15 protein-coding genes and 1 pseudogene are annotated in these 18,086 nt (G+C 71.8%); all 16 read right to left on the bottom strand.

Annotated features, from left to right (window positions below; all coding sequences use genetic code 11):
- Nucleotides 1-34: 34 nt before the first annotated feature.
- A complete protein-coding gene (locus WH07_RS19120) occupies nt 35-856 on the bottom strand; it encodes a response regulator transcription factor (RefSeq protein ID WP_046501344.1) in 822 nt (273 codons plus the stop codon).
- A gap of 342 nt (nt 857-1,198) precedes the next feature.
- Nucleotides 1,199-2,371, bottom strand: a complete 1,173-nt coding sequence (gene galK / locus WH07_RS19125) for a galactokinase (protein ID WP_046501345.1) — start codon at nt 2,369-2,371, stop codon at nt 1,199-1,201.
- 65 nt (nt 2,372-2,436) lie between these two features.
- Nucleotides 2,437-3,417 carry a UDP-glucose 4-epimerase GalE gene (galE, locus tag WH07_RS19130; RefSeq protein ID WP_046501346.1) on the bottom strand — a complete coding sequence of 327 codons (981 nt, stop codon included), beginning with the start codon at nt 3,415-3,417 and terminating at the stop codon, nt 2,437-2,439.
- The gene (gene galT, locus WH07_RS19135) at nt 3,414-4,457 is read right to left on the bottom strand and encodes a galactose-1-phosphate uridylyltransferase (RefSeq protein WP_046501347.1); all 1,044 of its coding nucleotides are present in this window, start codon (nt 4,455-4,457) and stop codon (nt 3,414-3,416) included. The genes galE and galT overlap by 4 nt, the downstream gene beginning before the upstream one ends.
- 265 nt (nt 4,458-4,722) lie before the next feature.
- On the bottom strand, nt 4,723-5,415 hold the full coding sequence (locus WH07_RS19140) for a helix-turn-helix transcriptional regulator (protein ID WP_046501349.1): 693 nt from the start codon (nt 5,413-5,415) through the stop codon (nt 4,723-4,725).
- 247 nt (nt 5,416-5,662) lie between these two features.
- Complete coding sequence (locus WH07_RS19145; protein ID WP_079023355.1) at nt 5,663-7,564, bottom strand: outer membrane protein assembly factor BamB family protein; 1,902 nt, start codon at nt 7,562-7,564, stop codon at nt 5,663-5,665.
- A gap of 1 nt (nt 7,565) precedes the next feature.
- Complete coding sequence (locus tag WH07_RS19150) at nt 7,566-9,530, bottom strand: outer membrane protein assembly factor BamB family protein (RefSeq protein ID WP_046501350.1); 1,965 nt, start codon at nt 9,528-9,530, stop codon at nt 7,566-7,568.
- Between the two features lie 255 nt (nt 9,531-9,785).
- Nucleotides 9,786-11,630 (bottom strand): ABC-F family ATP-binding cassette domain-containing protein, encoded by a 1,845-nt coding sequence (locus tag WH07_RS19155; RefSeq protein WP_046501351.1) that lies wholly within the window; start codon nt 11,628-11,630, stop codon nt 9,786-9,788.
- Between the two features lie 63 nt (nt 11,631-11,693).
- Nucleotides 11,694-12,329, bottom strand: coding sequence for a hypothetical protein (locus WH07_RS19160; protein WP_232788965.1), 636 nt, complete (start codon nt 12,327-12,329; stop codon nt 11,694-11,696).
- On the bottom strand, nt 12,326-13,123 hold the full coding sequence (locus WH07_RS19165) for a MerR family transcriptional regulator (RefSeq protein WP_046501353.1): 798 nt from the start codon (nt 13,121-13,123) through the stop codon (nt 12,326-12,328). Before WH07_RS19165 ends, WH07_RS19160 begins: the two co-directional genes overlap by 4 nt.
- An 88-nt stretch (nt 13,124-13,211) precedes the next feature.
- The gene (locus tag WH07_RS19170; protein ID WP_079023356.1) at nt 13,212-14,219 is read right to left on the bottom strand and encodes a 4-(cytidine 5'-diphospho)-2-C-methyl-D-erythritol kinase; all 1,008 of its coding nucleotides are present in this window, start codon (nt 14,217-14,219) and stop codon (nt 13,212-13,214) included.
- Nucleotides 14,216-15,121, bottom strand: coding sequence for a 16S rRNA (adenine(1518)-N(6)/adenine(1519)-N(6))-dimethyltransferase RsmA (gene rsmA, locus WH07_RS19175; RefSeq protein ID WP_046501361.1), 906 nt, complete (start codon nt 15,119-15,121; stop codon nt 14,216-14,218). Before rsmA ends, WH07_RS19170 begins: the two co-directional genes overlap by 4 nt.
- Nucleotides 15,122-15,174: 53 nt before the next feature.
- Nucleotides 15,175-16,104: a transglycosylase family protein gene (locus WH07_RS19180; protein ID WP_052744473.1), complete on the bottom strand. Its 930-nt coding sequence runs from the start codon at nt 16,102-16,104 to the stop codon at nt 15,175-15,177.
- A 232-nt stretch (nt 16,105-16,336) separates the two neighbouring features.
- A complete protein-coding gene (locus tag WH07_RS19185; RefSeq protein WP_046501355.1) occupies nt 16,337-17,206 on the bottom strand; it encodes a TatD family hydrolase in 870 nt (289 codons plus the stop codon).
- Nucleotides 17,207-17,294: 88 nt separating this feature from the next.
- Entirely contained in the window at nt 17,295-17,747 is a 453-nt protein-coding gene (locus WH07_RS19190; RefSeq protein ID WP_046501357.1) for a hypothetical protein, read from the bottom strand.
- A 214-nt stretch (nt 17,748-17,961) separates the two neighbouring features.
- Nucleotides 17,962-18,086: pseudogene (locus WH07_RS38935) on the bottom strand (16S rRNA (cytidine(1402)-2'-O)-methyltransferase); the annotation flags it as partial.

Below are 18,086 nucleotides of genomic sequence, written 5' to 3' on the forward strand. Positions count from 1 at the left end.
GTGCTGCGTTGTCGGCCCGTCCGGCGATTCCCGGTCAGCCTGTCGAGGTGGCGGGCTGGGCCGCCAGGCTCACCGGGCCCACTCCGGCCCGGCGCGCCAGCGCCACCGCGGCCAGGGTCGAGTGCACGCCCAGCTTTCCCAGCACGTTCTGCATATGCGTGCGGACCGTGTGCGGGGACAGGAAGAGCCGCTCGGCGACGGCCTTGCGCCCCAGTCCCGCGACCATGCAGCGCAGCACCTCCCGCTCGCGCGGCGTCAGCGACTCGACCAGCCGCTCGCTCTCCGTACGGTGCTTGCGCGCCGCCGTCAGCTCCCGCAGCACGCCCGTGAGCAGGGCGGGCGGCAGATGCGTCTCGTCGCGCAGGACGCCCCGCATCACGGCGAGCAGCCGCTGGAGCGAGCAGTCCTTCGCGACCCAGCCGGACGCGCCCGCCTGGAGCGCGAGCGCCGCACGGCGCGGATCGTCCCGCTCGGCGAGCACGACCGTACGGACGGACGGCTGACCGGAACGGACCCCGGCGACCAGCGAGATGCCGTCGACCGGCACCGCCTCGCCGCCGTCCGGCACCGCGCGCGGGACCGGCACCTGAACCGGTCCGCTCGCCGTGCCGCCGCTCGCCGTGGCGCCGGCCGCCGCCAGGCTTCCGGCCGCTCCCGCGACCGTGCCGAGGTCGGCGTCGACGAGCATCACATCGAATCTGCGCCCCTCGGCCGCCGCCCGGTCCAGACAGCGCAGCGCGGCGGGCCCACTGCCCGCCGCCGCGACGTCCACATCGGGCTCGGCCGCGAGAGCGGCGGCGAGCGACTCGGCGAAGATGCGGTGGTCGTCCACCACCAGAACCCGGATACGTACCAATGGACACCCCCTGAAGGCGGGGAGCGGAAAGCGCGGGCACGGCGCCCGGTGTGCGGTGGTACGTCAATGGCACGGCCGCCGCCGTGTGATGACCACTACCCCGCCCCGGGCGTCGTACCCGACTTGACTCCACCCCTGAACAGCACCGGCCCCCACCGGTGCTGTGCATCAGCGTACGGGCGTGGGCCCGGGGCGGAAGGAATTTCGCAGAACTTGAGGCGAATCGGCACGCCGGGCCATGAACCTGTGCCCTCGGTGCCCGGCGGCGAGTGCCGGGCCTAGGCGGCGAGCGGTGGACCGACCACCGGAGCACTCAGTGGACCCGGCCCGGCCGAAGAGTCCTCAGGCCAGCCGTCGTGCGCCCGTGGACGGGGTGGCCGGGAAGATCCGGGGCGGGGTGAAGGACGACGACTCGAAGGCTTCCGTGACCGACTTCGTGATCTGGTCCGCCGCCGACTCCTCCGTCAGGACGATCGCCGAGCCGCCGAAGCCGCCGCCCGTCATACGGGCGCCCAGAGCGCCGGCGGCGAGGGCGGCGTTGACCGTCAGATCGAGTTCGGGGCAGGAGACCCGCAGGTCGTCGCGGAGGGAGGCATGGCCCTCGGTCAGCACCGGGCCGGCCGCGCGGAGGTCACCGGCGTCCAGCAGCGCGATGGTCCGTTCGACCCGGTGGTCGTCGCTCACCACATGGCGGACACAGCGGCGTACCTCCTCGCTCTCCCCGGCCCCGGCCAGCCGGTCCAGCGCCGCGGGCAGTCGCGCGTACGGGATGTCGCGCAGGGCGCGCACTCCGAGCGCCCGCGCGCCCGCCTCGCACGCGGCGCGCCGGGCCGCGTACGCGCCGTCCCCGAGCGCGTGCTTGACCCGGGTGTCGACGACCAGCAGCCGGAGCCCCTGGGCCGCCAGGTCGAACGGCACCTGGCGCTGGGAGAGATCGCGGGTGTCCAGGTGGAGCGCGTGTCCCTCGGTGCAGCACGCCGACGCCATCTGGTCCATGATCCCGCAGGGCACCCCGACGAACTCGTTCTCGGCGCGCTGTGCGAGCACCGCCAGCTCGGGTCCCGTCAGGCCCAGCCCGTACAGATCGTTCAGGGCCAGCGACGTCACCACCTCCAGCGCCGCCGAGGACGACAGCCCCGCGCCGGTCGGCACGGTCGAGGCGAGATGGACATCGGCGCCGGTCACCGGATGCCCGGCCGCGCGCAGCGCCCAGACGACACCGGCCGGGTACGCGGCCCAGCCGGTGTCGGAGCGCGGTTCGAGAGCGTCGATGTCGAGCTGGACCACGCCCTCGGCGACATCGGCCGAGTGCAGCCGCAGGATCCGGTCCGTACGGCGGGAGACCGCGGCGACCGCGCGGTGCGGCAGCGCCAGGGGCATCACGAAACCGTCGTTGAAGTCGGTGTACTCCCCGATCAGGTTGACCCGGCCCGGGGCCGCCCACACGCCCTCGGGCCCGGCCCCGTACAGCCGCCGGAATTCGTCGGCGACGCCGACGGCACCGTCGGCGCCCATGGCGCCACCGCTCTGTTTCACTCGGTCTCCCTCACTCGTGGCGCGCTCTCACGCCCGGCCGTCCCTCACTCCGTGGAGTCCCCGTGGGTGTCCCCGCGCCGCGCGAACGCCCACGCGTCCGCGACGATGCCCGCCAGATCGGCGCGGCTCGGGGTCCAGCCCAGACGCTGGTGCGCCGCCTCGGCGGACGCGACCAGGACGGCCGGATCGCCGCCGCGGCGCGCGGCCATGACCTCGGGGACCGGGTGCCCGGTGACCTTCCGTACGGTCTCGATGACCTCGCGGACCGAGAACCCGTTGCCGTTGCCGAGGTTGCAGATGAGGTGTTCGCCCTCGACGGCCGCGTCCAGCGCGCGCAGATGCGCCTCGGCGAGGTCCGCGACATGGATGTAGTCGCGTACGCAGGTGCCGTCCGGCGTCGGATAGTCGTCGCCGTACACGGAGATCGACTCGCGCCGGCCGAGCGCGACCTGGAGGACCAGCGGGATCAGATGCGACTCGGGGTCGTGCCGCTCGCCGCAACTGCCGTACGCGCCAGCGACGTTGAAGTAGCGGAGCGAGACCGCCGCGAGGCCGTGCGCCGTGCACTCGCCGCTGATCATGTGGTCGACGGCGAGCTTGGTCGCGCCGTACGGGCTGGTCGGGGCCGTCGGGTCGGACTCGGTGATCGGTGTGGAGACCGGCTCGCCGTAGGTCGCGGCGGTGGAGGAGAAGACCAGCTTGCGCACCCCGGCGGAGCGCATCGCGGCGAGCAGCGCCATGGAGCCGCCGACATTGTTGTCCCAGTACTTCTCGGGCCTGGCGACGGACTCGCCGACCTGCGAGGAGGCGGCGAAGTGCAGCACCGCGTCGTACGAGGAGTCCAGCCACTTCGCGGCGTCCTGGATCCGGCCCTCGATGAAGGCGGCGCCGGCCGGGACCCCCTCCCGGAACCCGGTCGAGAGATCGTCCAGCACGGTCACCTCGTGCCCGGCCTCCAGCAGATGTGCGGCGACCACGCTGCCGACATATCCCGCACCGCCCGTGACCAGGTACTTCTTGTTCACTCGCTCGCTACCTCTCGCAATCGCTCGGCCGCGGCCTCCGGCGGCACGTCGTTGATGAACACACTCATGCCGGATTCGGAACCCGCGAGGAACTTCAGCTTGCCGGAAGTGCGGCGAACAGTGAAAAGCTCAAGGTGAAGTGCGAAGTCGTGGCGCCCGGCGGCCCGGAACGGCGCCTGGTGCCAGGCGGCGATGTACGGCGTCGGCGGTTCGCCCTCGCCGAAGATCCGGTCGAAGCGCTTCAGGAGTTCCAGATAGACCCGCGGGAACTCCGCGCGGGCCGCGTCGTCCAGCTCCCGCAGGTCGGGGACCCGGCGCGTGGGGTAGAGGTGCACTTCGTACGGCCAGTGCGCGGCGTACGGGACGAACGCCAGCCAGTGCTCGCCGGTCAGCACCACCCGGCCGCCCCCGGTCCGCTCGCGTTCGACGAGGTCGTCGAAGAGATTGCGGCCGGTACGGGCCCGGTGCTCCTCCGCCGAGCGGAGCATCAGGGTGGAGCGCGGGGTGACGAAGGGGTACGCGTAGATCTGCCCGTGCGGATGGCCGAGCGTCACGCCGATCTCCACGCCCCGGTTCTCGAACGCGAAGACCTGCTCGACCTGCGGCAGACCGGCCAGTTCCGCCGTGCGGTCGGTCCAGGCGTCCAGCACCAGAGCGGCGCGCTCCGCACCGAGGTCCGCGAAGGAGGCGTTGTGGTCGGAGGTGAAGCAGACGACCTCGCAGCGGCCCGAGTCCCCCGCGAGGGAGGGGAAACGGTTCTCGAACACGGCGACGTCATAGGCGGAATCGGGGATCTCGCTGAGCCGCCCGTCCCGGGAGGGGCAGAGCGGGCACTCGTCGGCCGGCGGGTGGTACGTACGGGCCTGGCGGTGCGAGGCGATGGCGACCGAGTCGCCGAGCAGCGGGTCGTGACGGATCTCGGAGGAGGTCGCGACGGGCCCGAGGGGCCTGAGGTCGACGGCGTCGTGCACGGCGTCGTCGCGGGAGTCGTAGTAGATCAGCTCACGGCCGTCGGCGAGCCTGGTCACCGTCTTCTTCATCGCTCGCCCTCCACCACACCCCGCCCAACAGAATCCAACACAACAAATCACAAACCAACAGCCGCGTCAACGTGCCGCAACCCGGCGGCAAAAGTGCAGGTTAATGCAGGCAGGGTGAGCGGGTCATACGGATGTTGACGGCAACGAGCCACAAGGAGATACGCCACAAAAGGCAACAGACGGGCTATGGACAGACGGCAGGCCTGACCACAGGCCTGCCGGCAGACCGGACCGCGGGCGCCTCAGGACGCGCGTCAACGGGTGATCAGTGCCCGTCCGGGCCCTGCGGGTCGCCGGGGACGGCCCGGTCCAGCAGCCCCGTACGGGCCGCCAGCGCCGCCGCCTCCAGCCGGGAGCCGACCCCCAGCTTCATCAGGACCCGCTGCACATGCGTCCTGGCCGTACTCGGCGCGATCCCCATCCCGGCCGCGATCAGCCGGGTGTCCTCGCCCTCCGCGACCCGTACCAGCACCTCGATCTCGCGCGGGGTCAGCATCCGCAGCAGCCGCTGTGCCTCGTCGTCCGGCTGCGCCGCCGGGTTGAGCAGCTCGGTGAAGGCGCCCTGGAGGAGCTGCGGCGCCACCGCCGTCTCCCCCGCCCGCGCCTTGATCATGGCCCGCTCCACGCCCTCTATGCGCTCGTCGTGGCGCACATAGCCGGAGGCGCCGGCCGCGAAGGCCGCGGCGATCCCGCGCGGGCTCGGCACCGGACCGAGCACCACCACGGCCACCTGCGGCCGGTCCCGCTTGATCCGTACGATCGGGTCGAACGCGCCCGGTTCGGCCGGCGCCGCGGTGCCCAGCAGGCACACCTCCGGCGCCCTGCTCACCACCAGTTCGGCCACGCCCGCCGTGGGCGCCGCCGCCGCCAGCACCCGGTGCCCGCGCAGCTTCAGTGCCGAGGCGAGCGCCTCCGCGAGCAGTCGGTGGTCATCGACCACCATGAGCCGAACGCCCATAAACGAAAGCCCCCATCACCACGGAAAACTGGCCCCCCGGCCTCCTGCCCCGGCAAGCTACACGCTTGTTCGACATCGCGCGCCCCCTACTCCTGAGAAGCCCCCCGGATTGCCGAATTCCCGTCCATTCAGGACTAGGGCCCTGTCCGGCGGCCCGAGGCGCTACGGAGCGGGCCCCGGCCCGAGGCGTGTACCGCCCACGGGCCGGGGCCCAGCACATCGCGCCGGCGCGCTACTCCGTACTGCGCTACTTCGTACTGAACGAGACGGCGAGGTACGACTTGTCGTCCAGGGTCGACGTCGACGGCTTGCTCAGCATGGTCTCGGAGATGAACATCCGCCCGCCCCCGTAACGGATCTCGGCGTAGTCCGCGGAGAAGCTGGTCTCCATGTCCCTGATCGCCTCGTCGGCCGGATTGTCCATCAGGACCGTCTCCTTGAAGGAGGCGCCGTCGATGGAGATGATCTGGCCGCCCTTGTCGTACGGAGGCACCTTGTACGCGATGATGTTGCCGCCGTCCATGCGCAGCGGGAACATCGTGTAGCGGTCGCCCGCGTCGGCGCGGTCCGAGGTGTTCTTGCCGGTGGCGAGGTCGAAGGAGACGATCTCGTTGGTGTCGCCGTACTCCCCGCCGCCCTCGTGGCCCTCGGTCGGCAGATAGAGCCGGCCGTTGCCCACCGCGAGCTTCTGGCAGGACTCGACCTCGGTGGATCCGCACCGGGCCGCGTACTTGTCGGCGTCGGCCGGGATCTTCGCGAGCAGCTTGCCGGTCTTCCGGTCGATCGAGAAGAAGTCCGAGATACCGCTGCCGTCGCCCGCGGTGTCGCCGACATCGGCGGCCACGACCAGCGGATCGGTGGAGACGACACTCGCGTAGGCGACGCCGGCCGGCATCTTGAACGAGGAGACCGGGGCGCCCGTGAGCGGGTTCAGGGTCTCGATGGAGATCTGCGGGTCGTCGTACGAACCGCACTTGCGGGCCGCGACCAGGCCGGCGCCGCCGCCGTAGCCCATGTCGTAGCAGCCCTCGGCGCTGACCTCGGGCTTCCAGCGGACCGCGCCCGTCGCGAGGTCGAAGGCCGCGCCGCCGTCCGTGCCGCCGGCCGCGACCGTCGTACCGCTGAGGGTGATCTCGTCGAACCGGACCTTGTCGTCACCCGCGTTGGAGCCCGTGACCGACTTGGTCCACAGGAGCTTCCCGGCCTTCAGGTCGAGCGCGCCGATCTCCGTGCAGGACTGGTACTTGTCGGCGGTGGTGCGCTTGGCGGCCTCGAAGGCGACCGCGGTCCTGCCGTCCTCGGTGACATGCCGGCTCGCCGCGCAGACCTGGCCGGGCAGCGGGACCGACCAGAGCTGGGTGCCCTTGTCGAGGTCGTAGCCGACGATCTGGTTGATGCCCGTCTTCACATAGGCGGTGTCCGTGATCCAGGAGCCGCTGACCCCGGTGACATCGGTGACCTTGGGGGTCGGGAGCTGGAAGGCGGCCCTGGACCTGGTGTTGGACGGCACTTCCTCCGTGCCGCCGCCACCGATGCCCTTGTCGCTGTCCTTGCCGCCGGTGCCGCCCTCGGTGGCGCCGGAGGAGGTGTTCTTGGACTCGTCGGCCTTGTCGTCGCCGGCGGAGGAGAACCAGATGCCGCCGCCGATGATCAGGACCACGGCGACGGCCGCGGCGATGATGATCTGGGTCTGGGCCGACAGCTTCTTGCCGCCGCCGCTGCCGCCGCCCGGGGTGGCGCCGGCGCCCTGCGGCGGCATGGGCTGGGTCGGATAACCGTACGGCGGCTGGCCGGGCTGACCCGGCTGCCCCGGGTAGCCGTAACCCGGCTGCGCCGGATACCCGTACCCGGGCTGCACACCCGAAGCGCCCGGAGCGACGGGACCGCCCGGAGCGCCGGGCGCGCCCTGCGGCGGCGGGGGCGTCTGCGGATATCCGTACGGCACGCCGCCCTGCGCGGGCGGTGTCGGCGCGCCGTACCCGTACCCGCCCGGCGGCGGGTCCTGCGGAGCGCCGAAACCGCCGGGCGGCGGCTCCGTCGGGGCCCCGAACGCGCCCTGGGGCGGCTGCTGCGCAGGCTGCTGAGGCTGGGGTTGCTGAGGCTGAGGCTGCTGGGGCGGCTGCTGCGGAGGCTGGGGCGGCTGGGTCATGTCAGTCACCGAACGCCATCATGGTCGACTTCTTCATTTCCTCTTCGTCGTTGCTCGCGCTGACCCGGCCGCTGGTCACGTAGCACCGGCCGTCCACATAGGCCAGCTTCGGCGAGTACAGGGAGTTCTCGATCTCGGCCGTGGACCCCGGGTGCTGCTGGACCACCGTGGGCTCGCCGCCCGTCGCCGGAACGGTCGCGACCGCGCCGCCCTTGTCGTACGTCGGGTCCAGATAGACCACGACCTTGCCGCCCTCCGTGCGCAGCGGCGTCATCACCCGCTCCGCGGGCGCCTTGGAGCGCCACACGGCCTTTCCGGTGGAGAGGCTGAAGGCGACGACCTCATTGGTGCGCGAGGTGCCGCTCGTGTCGGGCTCGGTCGACATGTAGAACGTACTGGCGTCCGCGGCGACTCCGACACAGCCCTCCAGATTGCTGCCGAAGACCACGAAGCTGCCTCCGCACCGCGGCGCGAACTTGTCCTTGCCGCCTTCGATCTGCGAGCGAAGAGTGCCGTTCGCGTTGAGGCCGAAGATGCTCCAGGACTTCTCGTCGTCATTCGTCGCGGAGATGACCAGGGGGTCGATCGAATAGACCTTGTCGACCTCCCAGTTCTTCGCGAGCTGGTACGTCCACTTGGCCGCGCCGGTGACCGGGTCCAGCTCCTGGATCTGGTTCTGGGTGGTCTCGTAGTCGCTCGTCGGACAGCTCTCCGCGGCGATCAGCTTGGCGCCGCCGGCGAACGCGTACGGCTGACAGTTGCCCGGCAGCTTGCCGAACAGGTCCTTGCCGTCGCTCACCCGGTAGGCGTTCGAATTGCCGGTACGCGCGGCGGTGACGGTGTCGCCGCTGATGGCCAGCGTGATGTCGGTGAGGATGTCGAAGGCCCCGGACTCAGCGACCTCCTTCTTCCAGCCGCCCTTGCCGGTGGTGAGGTCGATCATCTGGAGCTGGTTGCAGAGGGCCTTGTCGGTGGTGCCGTCCTTGATCCCGATGACGATCTTGCCGTCGGTGGTGGGGGCGACGGGCGCCGCGCACACCTCGGCGGGCAGCGGAAGCGTCCACTTCTTCTTGCCGTCGGCGGCCGAATACCCCACGACCTGGCGGTACATGGCCTTGACGACGGTGTCGCCGACGAACCACGGGCCGTACACGTCCGCGCCGTTACGGGGCAGGTCCACATCGTTGGTCTGGAGCCAGAGCACCTTGGACTCGCCGTCCTTGCGCCCGGCGTTGAGATCGTCCTGCGCCTCGCGGCCCCCGCCGGTGCCGTCGCCCTGGTCGACGCCGGGCGAACCGGTCGGACCGGCGTCGCCGCTCGCGCCCGCGACCGGCTTGCCGCCGTCGTCGCCACCGCTCAGCGCGAACCAGGAGCCGCCGGCTATGAGCACCAGCGCGACGGCGGCCGCGGTGATGATGCCGGGCGTCGACTTGAGAAAGCTCTTCGGGCCGCCACCGCCGGGCGGCGGGGTGGGCGCGCCGGGGAACTGCTGGGGCGGGTAGCCGCCGTAGGGCCCCGGCTGAGCACCGTAGGGCCCCGGCTGGCCTCCGTAGGGGCCGGGCTGCTGACCGTACGGTCCCGGCTGCCGGCCGTACGGACCGGCGGGCTGCTGATACGGACCGGGCTGCTGGCCGTAGGCCCCGGGGCCGGGGTTGTACGGGCCCGGGCCCTGCGGATAGCCGTAACCGGACTGGCCGGGCGGCGGACCGGGAGGCGCGGAAGGCGGCGCGGGGGGCTGTCCGGGAGGCGGCGCGGACGGCGGTGTGTGCGGCGGTGTGTGCGCGGACGGCGGTGTCTGCGGCATCTGGGGCGGCTGCGCCGACGGCGGTACGGGCGGCTGCCCCGGTTGTACAGGCGGCTGGGGCGGTCCCTGCGCCGGAACCCCCTGCTGCGGAGCGCCCTGCTGCGGATCCTCCGGAGCGCCGAAGCCTCCCTGCGGCGGCTGCTGGCCGGGTGGCTGGCTCATCAGCGCTTTCCCCCTTTTTCATACGGTCCGCCACCCGTGTCGGTCTCCCCCGCGATTCTGGTGGCCGGCCCCGTCGACGGGGCGTTCCGGGCGTGGATTCCGCATCGTCACATCGGTCGAGCGGGGCTTCTTTCTATCACTCGGACAGCCGAACGGGCCGGGCCGGTCCCTGCCCTGTTCCCAAGGGACAACCGGCCCGTAATGCGCCCGTTACGCGCTCCCGCACCACTCCCGCACACCGATTCCGCGCATTTCCTACGCGTCTTCCGCGAGCTCCAGCCAGCGCATTTCCAACTCGTCACGTTCCTCACGGAGTTCACGCAACTCGGCGTCCAGTTTCGCCACTTTCTCGAAGTCCGTGGGATTGTCGGCGATCTGCTGATGGAGCGTGGTCTCACGGCCGGAGAGCTTGTCGAGCTGCCGCTCGATCCGCTGGAGTTCCTTCTTCGCCGCGCGGCTGTCCTTCGCCGACACCGGAGCCGCCGGGCGCTCCTCGGCGGCGGGCGCGGTGGCGCTCGCCGCGGGCTTCTGGGCCGCGGCGGCCGGCCGCTGCGACTCCGACTCGGCCAGCCTGCGCCGCCGTTCCAGATACTCGTCGATCCCGCGCGGCAGCATCCGCAGCGTCGCGTCGCCGAGCAGCGCCATCACCTTGTCGGTGGTCCGCTCGATGAAGAACCGGTCGTGCGAGATGACCACCATCGACCCGGGCCAGCCGTCGAGCAGGTCCTCCAACTGGTTGAGGGTCTCGATGTCGAGGTCGTTGGTGGGCTCGTCGAGGAAGAGTACGTTCGGCTCGTCCATCAGCAGCCGCAGAAGCTGGAGCCTGCGCCGCTCACCGCCGGAGAGATCCCCGACCGGGGTCCACTGCTTCTCCTTGCCGAACCCGAACTGCTCGCAGAGCTGACCCGCCGTCATCTCCCGGCCCTTGCCCAGGTCGACCCGGTCCCGTACCTGCTGGACCGCCTCCAGCACCCGCAGCGAGGGCGCGAGTTCGGTGACCTCCTGGGAGAGGTACGCCAGCTTGACGGTCCTGCCGACCACGATCTTCCCGGCGGCCGGCTGCACATCGCCCTGGCTGCGGGCGGCCTCGGCGAGCGCGCGCAGCAGCGAGGTCTTGCCCGCGCCGTTCACCCCGACCAGCCCGATCCGGTCGCCGGGCCCGAGCTGCCAGGTGAGACGGGCGAGCAGCACCTTGGGACCCGCCTGGACCGTCACGTCCTCCAGGTCGAAGACGGTCTTGCCGAGCCGGGCGTTGGCGAACTTCATCAGCTCCGAGGTGTCCCGGGGCGGCGGTACGTCCGCGATCAGCTCATTGGCCGCCTCGACCCGGAAGCGCGGCTTGGACGTACGGGCGGGGGCGCCGCGGCGCAGCCATGCCAGCTCCTTGCGGACCAGGTTCTGCCGCTTGGCCTCCTCCGTCGCCGCGATGCGCTCGCGCTCGGCGCGGGCGAAGACATAGTCGGAGTAGCCGCCCTCGTACTCGTGCACCGTGCCGCGCTGGACGTCCCACATCCGCGTACAGACCTGGTCCAGGAACCACCGGTCGTGGGTGACGCAGACGAGCGCCGAGCGCCGGTTGCGCAGATGCTCCGCGAGCCAGGCGATGCCCTCGACGTCGAGATGGTTGGTGGGCTCGTCGAGCACGATCAGCTCGGGCTCGCCGATGAGCAGCTTGGCGAGCGCGATCCGGCGCCGCTCACCGCCGGAGAGCGGCGCGATGACCGTGTCGAGCCCCTGCGGGAACCCGGGCAGGTCGAGCCCGCCGAACAGCCCGGTGAGCACGTCCCTGATCTTCGCGTCACCCGCCCACTCGTGGTCCGCGAGATCGCCGATCACCTCGTGCCGGACGGTGGCGGCGGGATCGAGCGAGTCGTGCTGCGTGAGCACGCCGAGCCGCAGCCCGCCACTGTGCGTGACCCGCCCGGTGTCCGTCTCCTCCAGCTTGCTCAGCACCCGGATGAGGGTCGTCTTCCCGTCGCCGTTGCGCCCCACGACCCCGATCCGGTCCCCTTCGGAGACCCCGAGGGAGACACCGTCGAGCAGCGCACGGGTGCCGTACACCTTGGTGACTGCCTCGACATTGACCAGATTGACGGCCATTTCACTCCTGCGTACGGGCGGATCGATCGACGCTCCAGCGTAGTCGCCGCGCCGGGACCGGGGTCAGGCCGGACCGGCGACCGCCCTCAGCGCGGCGACGGCGGGCCCGGGGTCGTCGGCGTAGAAGCGGAAGACGCGGGCCTCGGCGGGCCTGCCCAGGGCTCGTACGTACCGCACCGGCTCGCTGAGCTCGACGGTGACCGTGGTCTGGCCGCCCACCGCCAGGTCGGCGACGCCGTTCCCGTCCACGGCGGCCATCCTGCCGTCCGGGAACTTCCGCTCAAGGCGGACGGAGGCTACGCGGCCGGCCGGGATACGGATGTCCAGCAGGGCGCCGTAGCGCAGGCGCAGCGAGCCCTCGGCTCCGATCACATGCGGGCGCACCACGCAGGAGGCGTGCAGGGCGATGACGAAACAGCAGCCCCAGATGTCGAGGACGAGAGTGACGGCGTGCACCACCGGCCAGGGGATCACCAGGGCGAGACCCACCGTCTCGACGACGCAGACGAAGAAGAAGCCGTACATGATCGCCGCCTGCCCCGGGGCGTACGGGACGGGCAGAGCGCCGTCGGGCACCCCGTGCGGGCCCCGGCGGGTCACCCAGCGCAGAAAGCCGGCGGCGAGGAGGGCCTCATGGACGGTCAGCCTGCGCACGGTCTTCAGGCCCCCGGCCCGGTGCGCGTTTCTCAGGTCCGTCACCGGGCGCGCTCCCTCAGCAGCTCGATGGCCCGGCGTACGGCCGCGGCCTGGGCGGGGGCGAAGTCCGCGAAGAAGACCTCCGCGAACCCGCCGTCCTCACCCGCGCCACCGCCGTCCGTCACAGCCATCGCCCGCACCGCCTCGTCCGGAATGCTGCCGACGACGGCCCGGGCGGTCTCCTCCACGCGCGGGTCGTCCTCGCCCGCCTCCGCCAGCTCGTCCAGCCGGGCATAGACCCCGTAGGCGCGCCGCATGGCCTCCGGGTCGGCTCTGAGGCTCCGCGTCAGGACGTCGAGCCAGCCGCGGCCGCCGTCCGGCGAGCCGGTCTCCAGCAGGGCCAGCAGCTCCCGTTCCTTCGCCGCCGACACCGGCTCCGGCCCGGGCAGCCGCGCCGAAAGACGGGCCATGTCCTCGAAGATCGCGGCGAGTCCCGGGGAGACCGGGGCCTCGGCCGGCAGCCGCCCGGTCCGCCGGGCCTGTTCGAGCAACTGCCCCAGACGGGCACGGCGCCGCCGGATGGCCTCCTCCTGACGGGCCAGATCGGCATCCAGCTCGCCGAGGATCTCGACGAGATCCTTGCCCGCGTCGTCCGCCAGCACGGCCCGCACTTCTTCCAGGCTCAGGCCCAGCTCGGTCAGCCGACGGATCCGCGCCAGTTCGACCGCGTCGCGCAGCGAGTAGTCGCGGTATCCGTTGGACTGCCGTGACGGCTCGGGCAGCAGCCCGATGCGGTGGTAGTGGCGCACGGCACGGGTCGTGACACCGGCGACGCCGGCCAGCTCTCCGATTCGCATGGCACCAGTAGAAACGTTGCCGCTGCGACAAGGTCAAGCGCCCGGTCGACCACCCGGGCCCCGGTCAGGAAGCCGTGTGCTCCACCACTCAGGATGCCGTCTGCTCCACGACCGTCGCGCCCGGGGCCGGGGCCTCGGCGACTCTGGCCGTACGGCAGGTGCCCGAGGTGAGCAGCGTGTCAGCGATACGGGCCGCCGCCTCCGCGTCCTTCGCGAGGAACGCCGTCGTCGGACCCGAGCCCGAGACCAGGCCCGCCAGGGCTCCGGCCGCCGTGCCCGCGGCGAGGGTGCCGGCCAGGGAGGGGCGCAGGGCGAGAGCCGCGGGCTGGAGGTCGTTGGCCAGGGCGCCCGCCAGCGAGACGGCGTCGCCCGTACGCAGGGCCTCCAGCAGGACGGGATCGGCCTCCGGTGCCGGTACGGACGTGTGCGCGGTCAGCCGGTCGAACTCACGGAACACCGTCGGCGTCGACAGCCCGCCGTCCGCCACCGCGAACACCCAGTGGAACCCACCGCCGACCGCGAGCGGGGTGAGCCGCTCGCCCCTGCCCGTGCCGAGCGCCGCGCCGCCGATCAGGCTGAACGGCACATCGCTGCCCAACTCGGCGCAGATCGCGAGGAGTTCGTCCCGCGAGGAGCCCAGCGACCAGAGTGTGTCGCAGGCCAGCAGGGCGCCCGCGCCGTCCGCGCTGCCGCCCGCCATCCCGCCCGCGACGGGGATGTCCTTGGCGATATGGATATGCACACGCGGATCGATGCCGTGCCGCTCGCCCAGCGCGAGGGCCGCGCGTGCCGCGAGGTTGGTGGTGTCCAGCGGGACCTGGGCCGCGTCGGGGCCCTCGCAGGTGACACGCAGTTCGTCGGCGGGCGTCACCGTGATCTCGTCGTACAGGCCCACGGCCAGGAAGACATTCGCCAGGTCGTGGAAGCCGTCGGCGCGGGCGGCGCCCACGGCGAGCTGCGCGTTGACCTTGGCGGGCACCCGTACCCGTACCGACGCCCGAGCATCCGCCCGTACCGGCGGTGCCTCAGCCCCAGCCCGTACCGGTGCATCTGCCCGTACCGGTGCCGGTGCCTGTGTCCGTTCCTCGACGCTCACGCGCCCGCCCCCTTCGATTCCGCGATCCGCGCGAACTCTTCCACTGTCAGTGCCTCGCCGCGCGCCTGCGGCGATATCCCGGCCGCGACCAGTGCCGCTTCCGCCGCCGGGGCCGAGCCCGCCCATCCGGCGAGGGCCGCGCGCAGGGTTTTGCGGCGCTGTGCGAAGGCCGCGTCGACGACGGCGAAGACCTCGGTCCTGGAGGCCGTCGTCTTCACCGGCTCGGCCCTGCGCACCAGTGAGACCAGGCCGGAGTCCACATTGGGCGCGGGCCAGAAGACCGTACGGCCGATCGCGCCGGCCCGTCTGACCTCGGCGTACCAGTTGGCCTTCACCGAAGGCACTCCGTACACCTTGTTCCCCGGCACTGCGGCCAGCCGGTCGGCGACCTCGGCCTGGACCATCACGAGGGTCCGCTCGATGGTGGGGAAGCGTTCCAGCATGTGCAGCAGGACCGGTACGGCGACGTTGTACGGGAGGTTCGCGACCAGCGCGGTCGGCGCGGGGCCCGGCAGCTCCGTCACCCGCAGCGCGTCCGAGTGCACCAGCGAGAAGCGCGCGGCGCGGGCGGGCATCCTGGCCTCGATCGTCGCGGGCAGCGCGGCGGCGAGTACATCGTCGATCTCGACGGCGGTGACCCGGTCCGCGGCCTCCAGCAGCGCCAGGGTCAGCGAGCCGAGCCCGGGTCCGACCTCCACGACGGTGTCGTCGGGGCGCACGTCGGCGGTGCGGACGATACGGCGGACGGTGTTGGCGTCGATGACGAAGTTCTGTCCGCGCTGCTTGGTGGGGCGTACGCCCAGGGCGGCGGCCAGCTCGCGGATGTCCGCGGGTCCCAGCAGGGCGTCGGGGGCGGAGGCGTCCGCGGTGTCCGGGGCGTCGGCGTCGGGAACGGCCTGAATGCCGGGGACGGCCGAGGTGTCCGGGGTGTCCGGGGCGTCGGGCTCAGTGGTGCTCACCCGGTCAGCCTACGGCCGCAGTGCGGCCACGGACTCGCCCCCCGCTGCATGTACAGCTTCTTCGCGCGGTACGTCTGCTCCGCCTCCGAGGCGTCCTGCGGGCGCCCCTTGCCGCCGACGGAACGCCAGGTCGGCAGGTCGAACTGGTAGAGCCCGCCATAGGTGCCCGACCGGTCGACGACATTGGGCCTGCCGCCCGACTCGCAGGCCGCCAGCGCCTTCCAGTTCAGATCGTCCACCCCGGCCGCGGTCCGCGGAAGCTCCTTCGTACCGACCCTGACCCGCTGGGTGACCGGCGCGCGCACCACCTCTTCGTGGACCCTGTGCGGCTCCTGCTTGACGCCGTCGACCGTGCGCAGCCCGTAGGTGACCCGGCGGGCCCCCGGACTGCCCTGCTGGTCGACGATCTCGGTGCCCCGGAAGACCGAGGGGTCCTCCGTGCGGACGGTGTCGTACGGGATGGCCTCCTCGCTCACCCGGTCGCCCGCCGGGTCGCGGCGCAAGCTGTCGCGGGTGAGGCCGTCCTGGGTGAGACCGTCGCGGGTGAGGCCGTCGCGGGTGAGGCCGTCGCGGGTGAGGCCGTCGCGCCGTACGGAGGAACGCGAGGCGGAGAGGTGCGCACCCTCCGCGCGCATCGCGGTGACAAGCGCGGCGCCGGGCGCGGGGGCGACGATGTCGTGCGTACCGACGGCCACCTCCCCGTCGGCCGACAGCTCCGCCATGTCGCCGGCGAAGGCGGAGGTGCCGCCGGCCAGGAAGGCGACGACCAGGGCCTTGGGAAGTACCCGGGGCAGGGCCTTGGGAAGCAGCCGCCGATGTCCCTCGGGTGTCCGGGACTGCTGGGGTTCCTGGGTGGTGTCTCGGCGTCCCCGGGCGCCGCGGCGCCCGCCGCGTGCCGCACGGTGACTGCCCTGCGCATTGCTCACGACGCTCCACAAGGTCCGGTCCGCTCCGCCCCGAGGGCGGGCCCCGCCATCGAGGCGCGGCGGGCCCGGACATTAGCGGAGTGACGTTACTCTCCAAAGCGACGCGACTACAGGGCGTCGCGACACCACTCCGCCTACCATCTCCCGCGGTGTCCCGCAAAAGGCCGGCGTCCGCCGCCTGTTCGGTGAGCGCTGTCCAGTGACCGAATCAGCAGCCGGACCAGCAGCCGGATCAGTAGCCGAACGCCCTCGCCGTATTGGCCGAAATCGCCTCCGCCATGGCGTCCTCGCCGATCCCCCGTACATCGGCCATCGCCCGCAGCGTGACGGGGATCAGATAGGGCGCATTGGGCCGCCCGCGATAGGGCGCGGGAGTGAGAAACGGCGCGTCCGTCTCGATCAGAACAAGTTCCAGCGGCGCTATGGTGAGCGCGTCACGCAACGGTTGAGCGTTTTTGAATGTGACATTGCCTGCAAAGGACATGAAATAACCGGCCGCAGCACACACTTCGGCCATTTCCGCGTCACCGGAATAACAATGGAACACCGTACGCTCGGGCGCCCCTTCCTCCGCGAGGATGCGCAGCACATCGGCGTGCGCCTCCCGGTCATGGATGACCAGCGCCTTTCCATGGCGCTTGGCGATCTCCACATGCGCGCGGAAGGAACGCTCCTGGGCGGCCATACCCTCGGGCCCTGTCCGGAAATAGTCGAGCCCGGTCTCGCCGACGGCGCGTACCTGCGGCAGGGCGGCCAGCCGGTCGATCTCGGCCAGCGCATCGTCGAGCGCCGCTTCCCCGCCGCCCACACGCGCGCCCTGCCGCGACCATCCGTCGGGGTCGCCGTGCACGATCCGGGGCGCCTCATTGGGGTGCAGGGCGACCGCCGCGTGGACGTTCTCGTACGCCGCAGCGGTCTCAGCGGCCCAGCGTGAACCCTTGAGGTCGCACCCCACCTGGACCACGGTCGTCACGCCGACCGAGGCCGCCCTGCCCAGGCCCTCCTCGACGGTGCCGTCCTGCATGTCCAGGTGGGTGTGCGAATCCGCGACCGGCACCCGGAGGGGTTCGGGCAGCGGTGGCGGAGCATGCTTCGAACTCATGGGCGCGATCCTACGAGGGCCGCACCCGGGGGCCCGTACCGGTTCGGCGCCGAAGCAGGCGGCTCAGGCGCTCACCGGCCCGGGTGGCTCACTTGCGGTGGTGGAACGGGTGCAGCAGGTCCGAAAGGTGCCAGTGGCCCCAGTTCCAGTGGTGCTCGTGGTCGTGCTCCGGCGCCTTGCCTTCCGACGCGGCGCCGGCCCGCGCGGATCCGGCGGATATCTGCTCCGCGGATCCCCCGGGTATCGCTTCGCCGGAGCGCCCGGACGCCTGCCCGGGAAGCTGTCCCGCCATCAGCGCCCGTACGGACGAGACCTGTCCGGAACGCATGATGCGGACGACATGCCCGCCGCAGTTGACGCAATTCGGGCTGGACAGCGGCGAAGGAACGCGTGCCCCGTCCGTCTTGTAGACGACGTAATTCTGTCCCGAGCCATCGACGTGATGCTCTATGTCGTACGCCTGCTCCCAGCCGTGTCCACAGCGCATACAACAAAAGGCATATGCCTCGTGGGCTACGGCGGTGCCCGTGATGTCACTCATGCCGGCTCCTCTCCACTGACCCAGTGGACGCCTATGACGGCGCGAGCGCATCAGCCCCTGTCGATTAATGGATTGGTCTTGGCCTTCTCATGCCCAAAACGCCCGACTCACGGTCCGCGCTTTACATTTCACGATAGTCCTTTGCCTTCGAAGGGGGCGTGCGCCGGGGCGTGAGCGCTGTTTACAACCGGCTGCACGCGCCCCTCAGCGTGCCTCAGCGTGCGTTGCGAGGTGCCGCCGCGTTCTTGGCCGCCACCACCGCGTCGAACACCTCGCGCTTGGGCACCCCGGCCCCCGCCGCGACGGCCGCGATCGCCTCCTTGCGCCGCTCCCCCGCCT

This window comes from Streptomyces odonnellii, assembly GCF_000981895.1.
Classification (GTDB): domain Bacteria; phylum Actinomycetota; class Actinomycetes; order Streptomycetales; family Streptomycetaceae; genus Streptomyces; species Streptomyces odonnellii.

Bases quoted from the DNA above. Each gene is read 5' to 3' on its own strand.
- WH07_RS19145 (WP_079023355.1), bottom strand. From the start codon at position 7,564: ATGACCCAGCCGCCCCAGCCTCCGCAGCAGCCGCCCCAGCAGCCTCAG.
- WH07_RS19185 (WP_046501355.1), bottom strand. From the start codon at position 17,206: ATGAGTTCGAAGCATGCTCCGCCACCGCTGCCCGAACCCCTCCGGGTG.
- WH07_RS19150 (WP_046501350.1), bottom strand. From the start codon at position 9,530: ATGAGCCAGCCACCCGGCCAGCAGCCGCCGCAGGGAGGCTTCGGCGCT.
- WH07_RS19140 (WP_046501349.1), bottom strand. From the start codon at position 5,415: ATGGGCGTTCGGCTCATGGTGGTCGATGACCACCGACTGCTCGCGGAG.
- WH07_RS19165 (WP_046501353.1), bottom strand. From the start codon at position 13,123: ATGCGAATCGGAGAGCTGGCCGGCGTCGCCGGTGTCACGACCCGTGCC.
- WH07_RS19190 (WP_046501357.1), bottom strand. From the start codon at position 17,747: ATGAGTGACATCACGGGCACCGCCGTAGCCCACGAGGCATATGCCTTT.
- WH07_RS19155 (WP_046501351.1), bottom strand. From the start codon at position 11,630: ATGGCCGTCAATCTGGTCAATGTCGAGGCAGTCACCAAGGTGTACGGC.
- galK (WP_046501345.1), bottom strand. From the start codon at position 2,371: ATGGGCGCCGACGGTGCCGTCGGCGTCGCCGACGAATTCCGGCGGCTG.
- galT (WP_046501347.1), bottom strand. From the start codon at position 4,457: ATGAAGAAGACGGTGACCAGGCTCGCCGACGGCCGTGAGCTGATCTAC.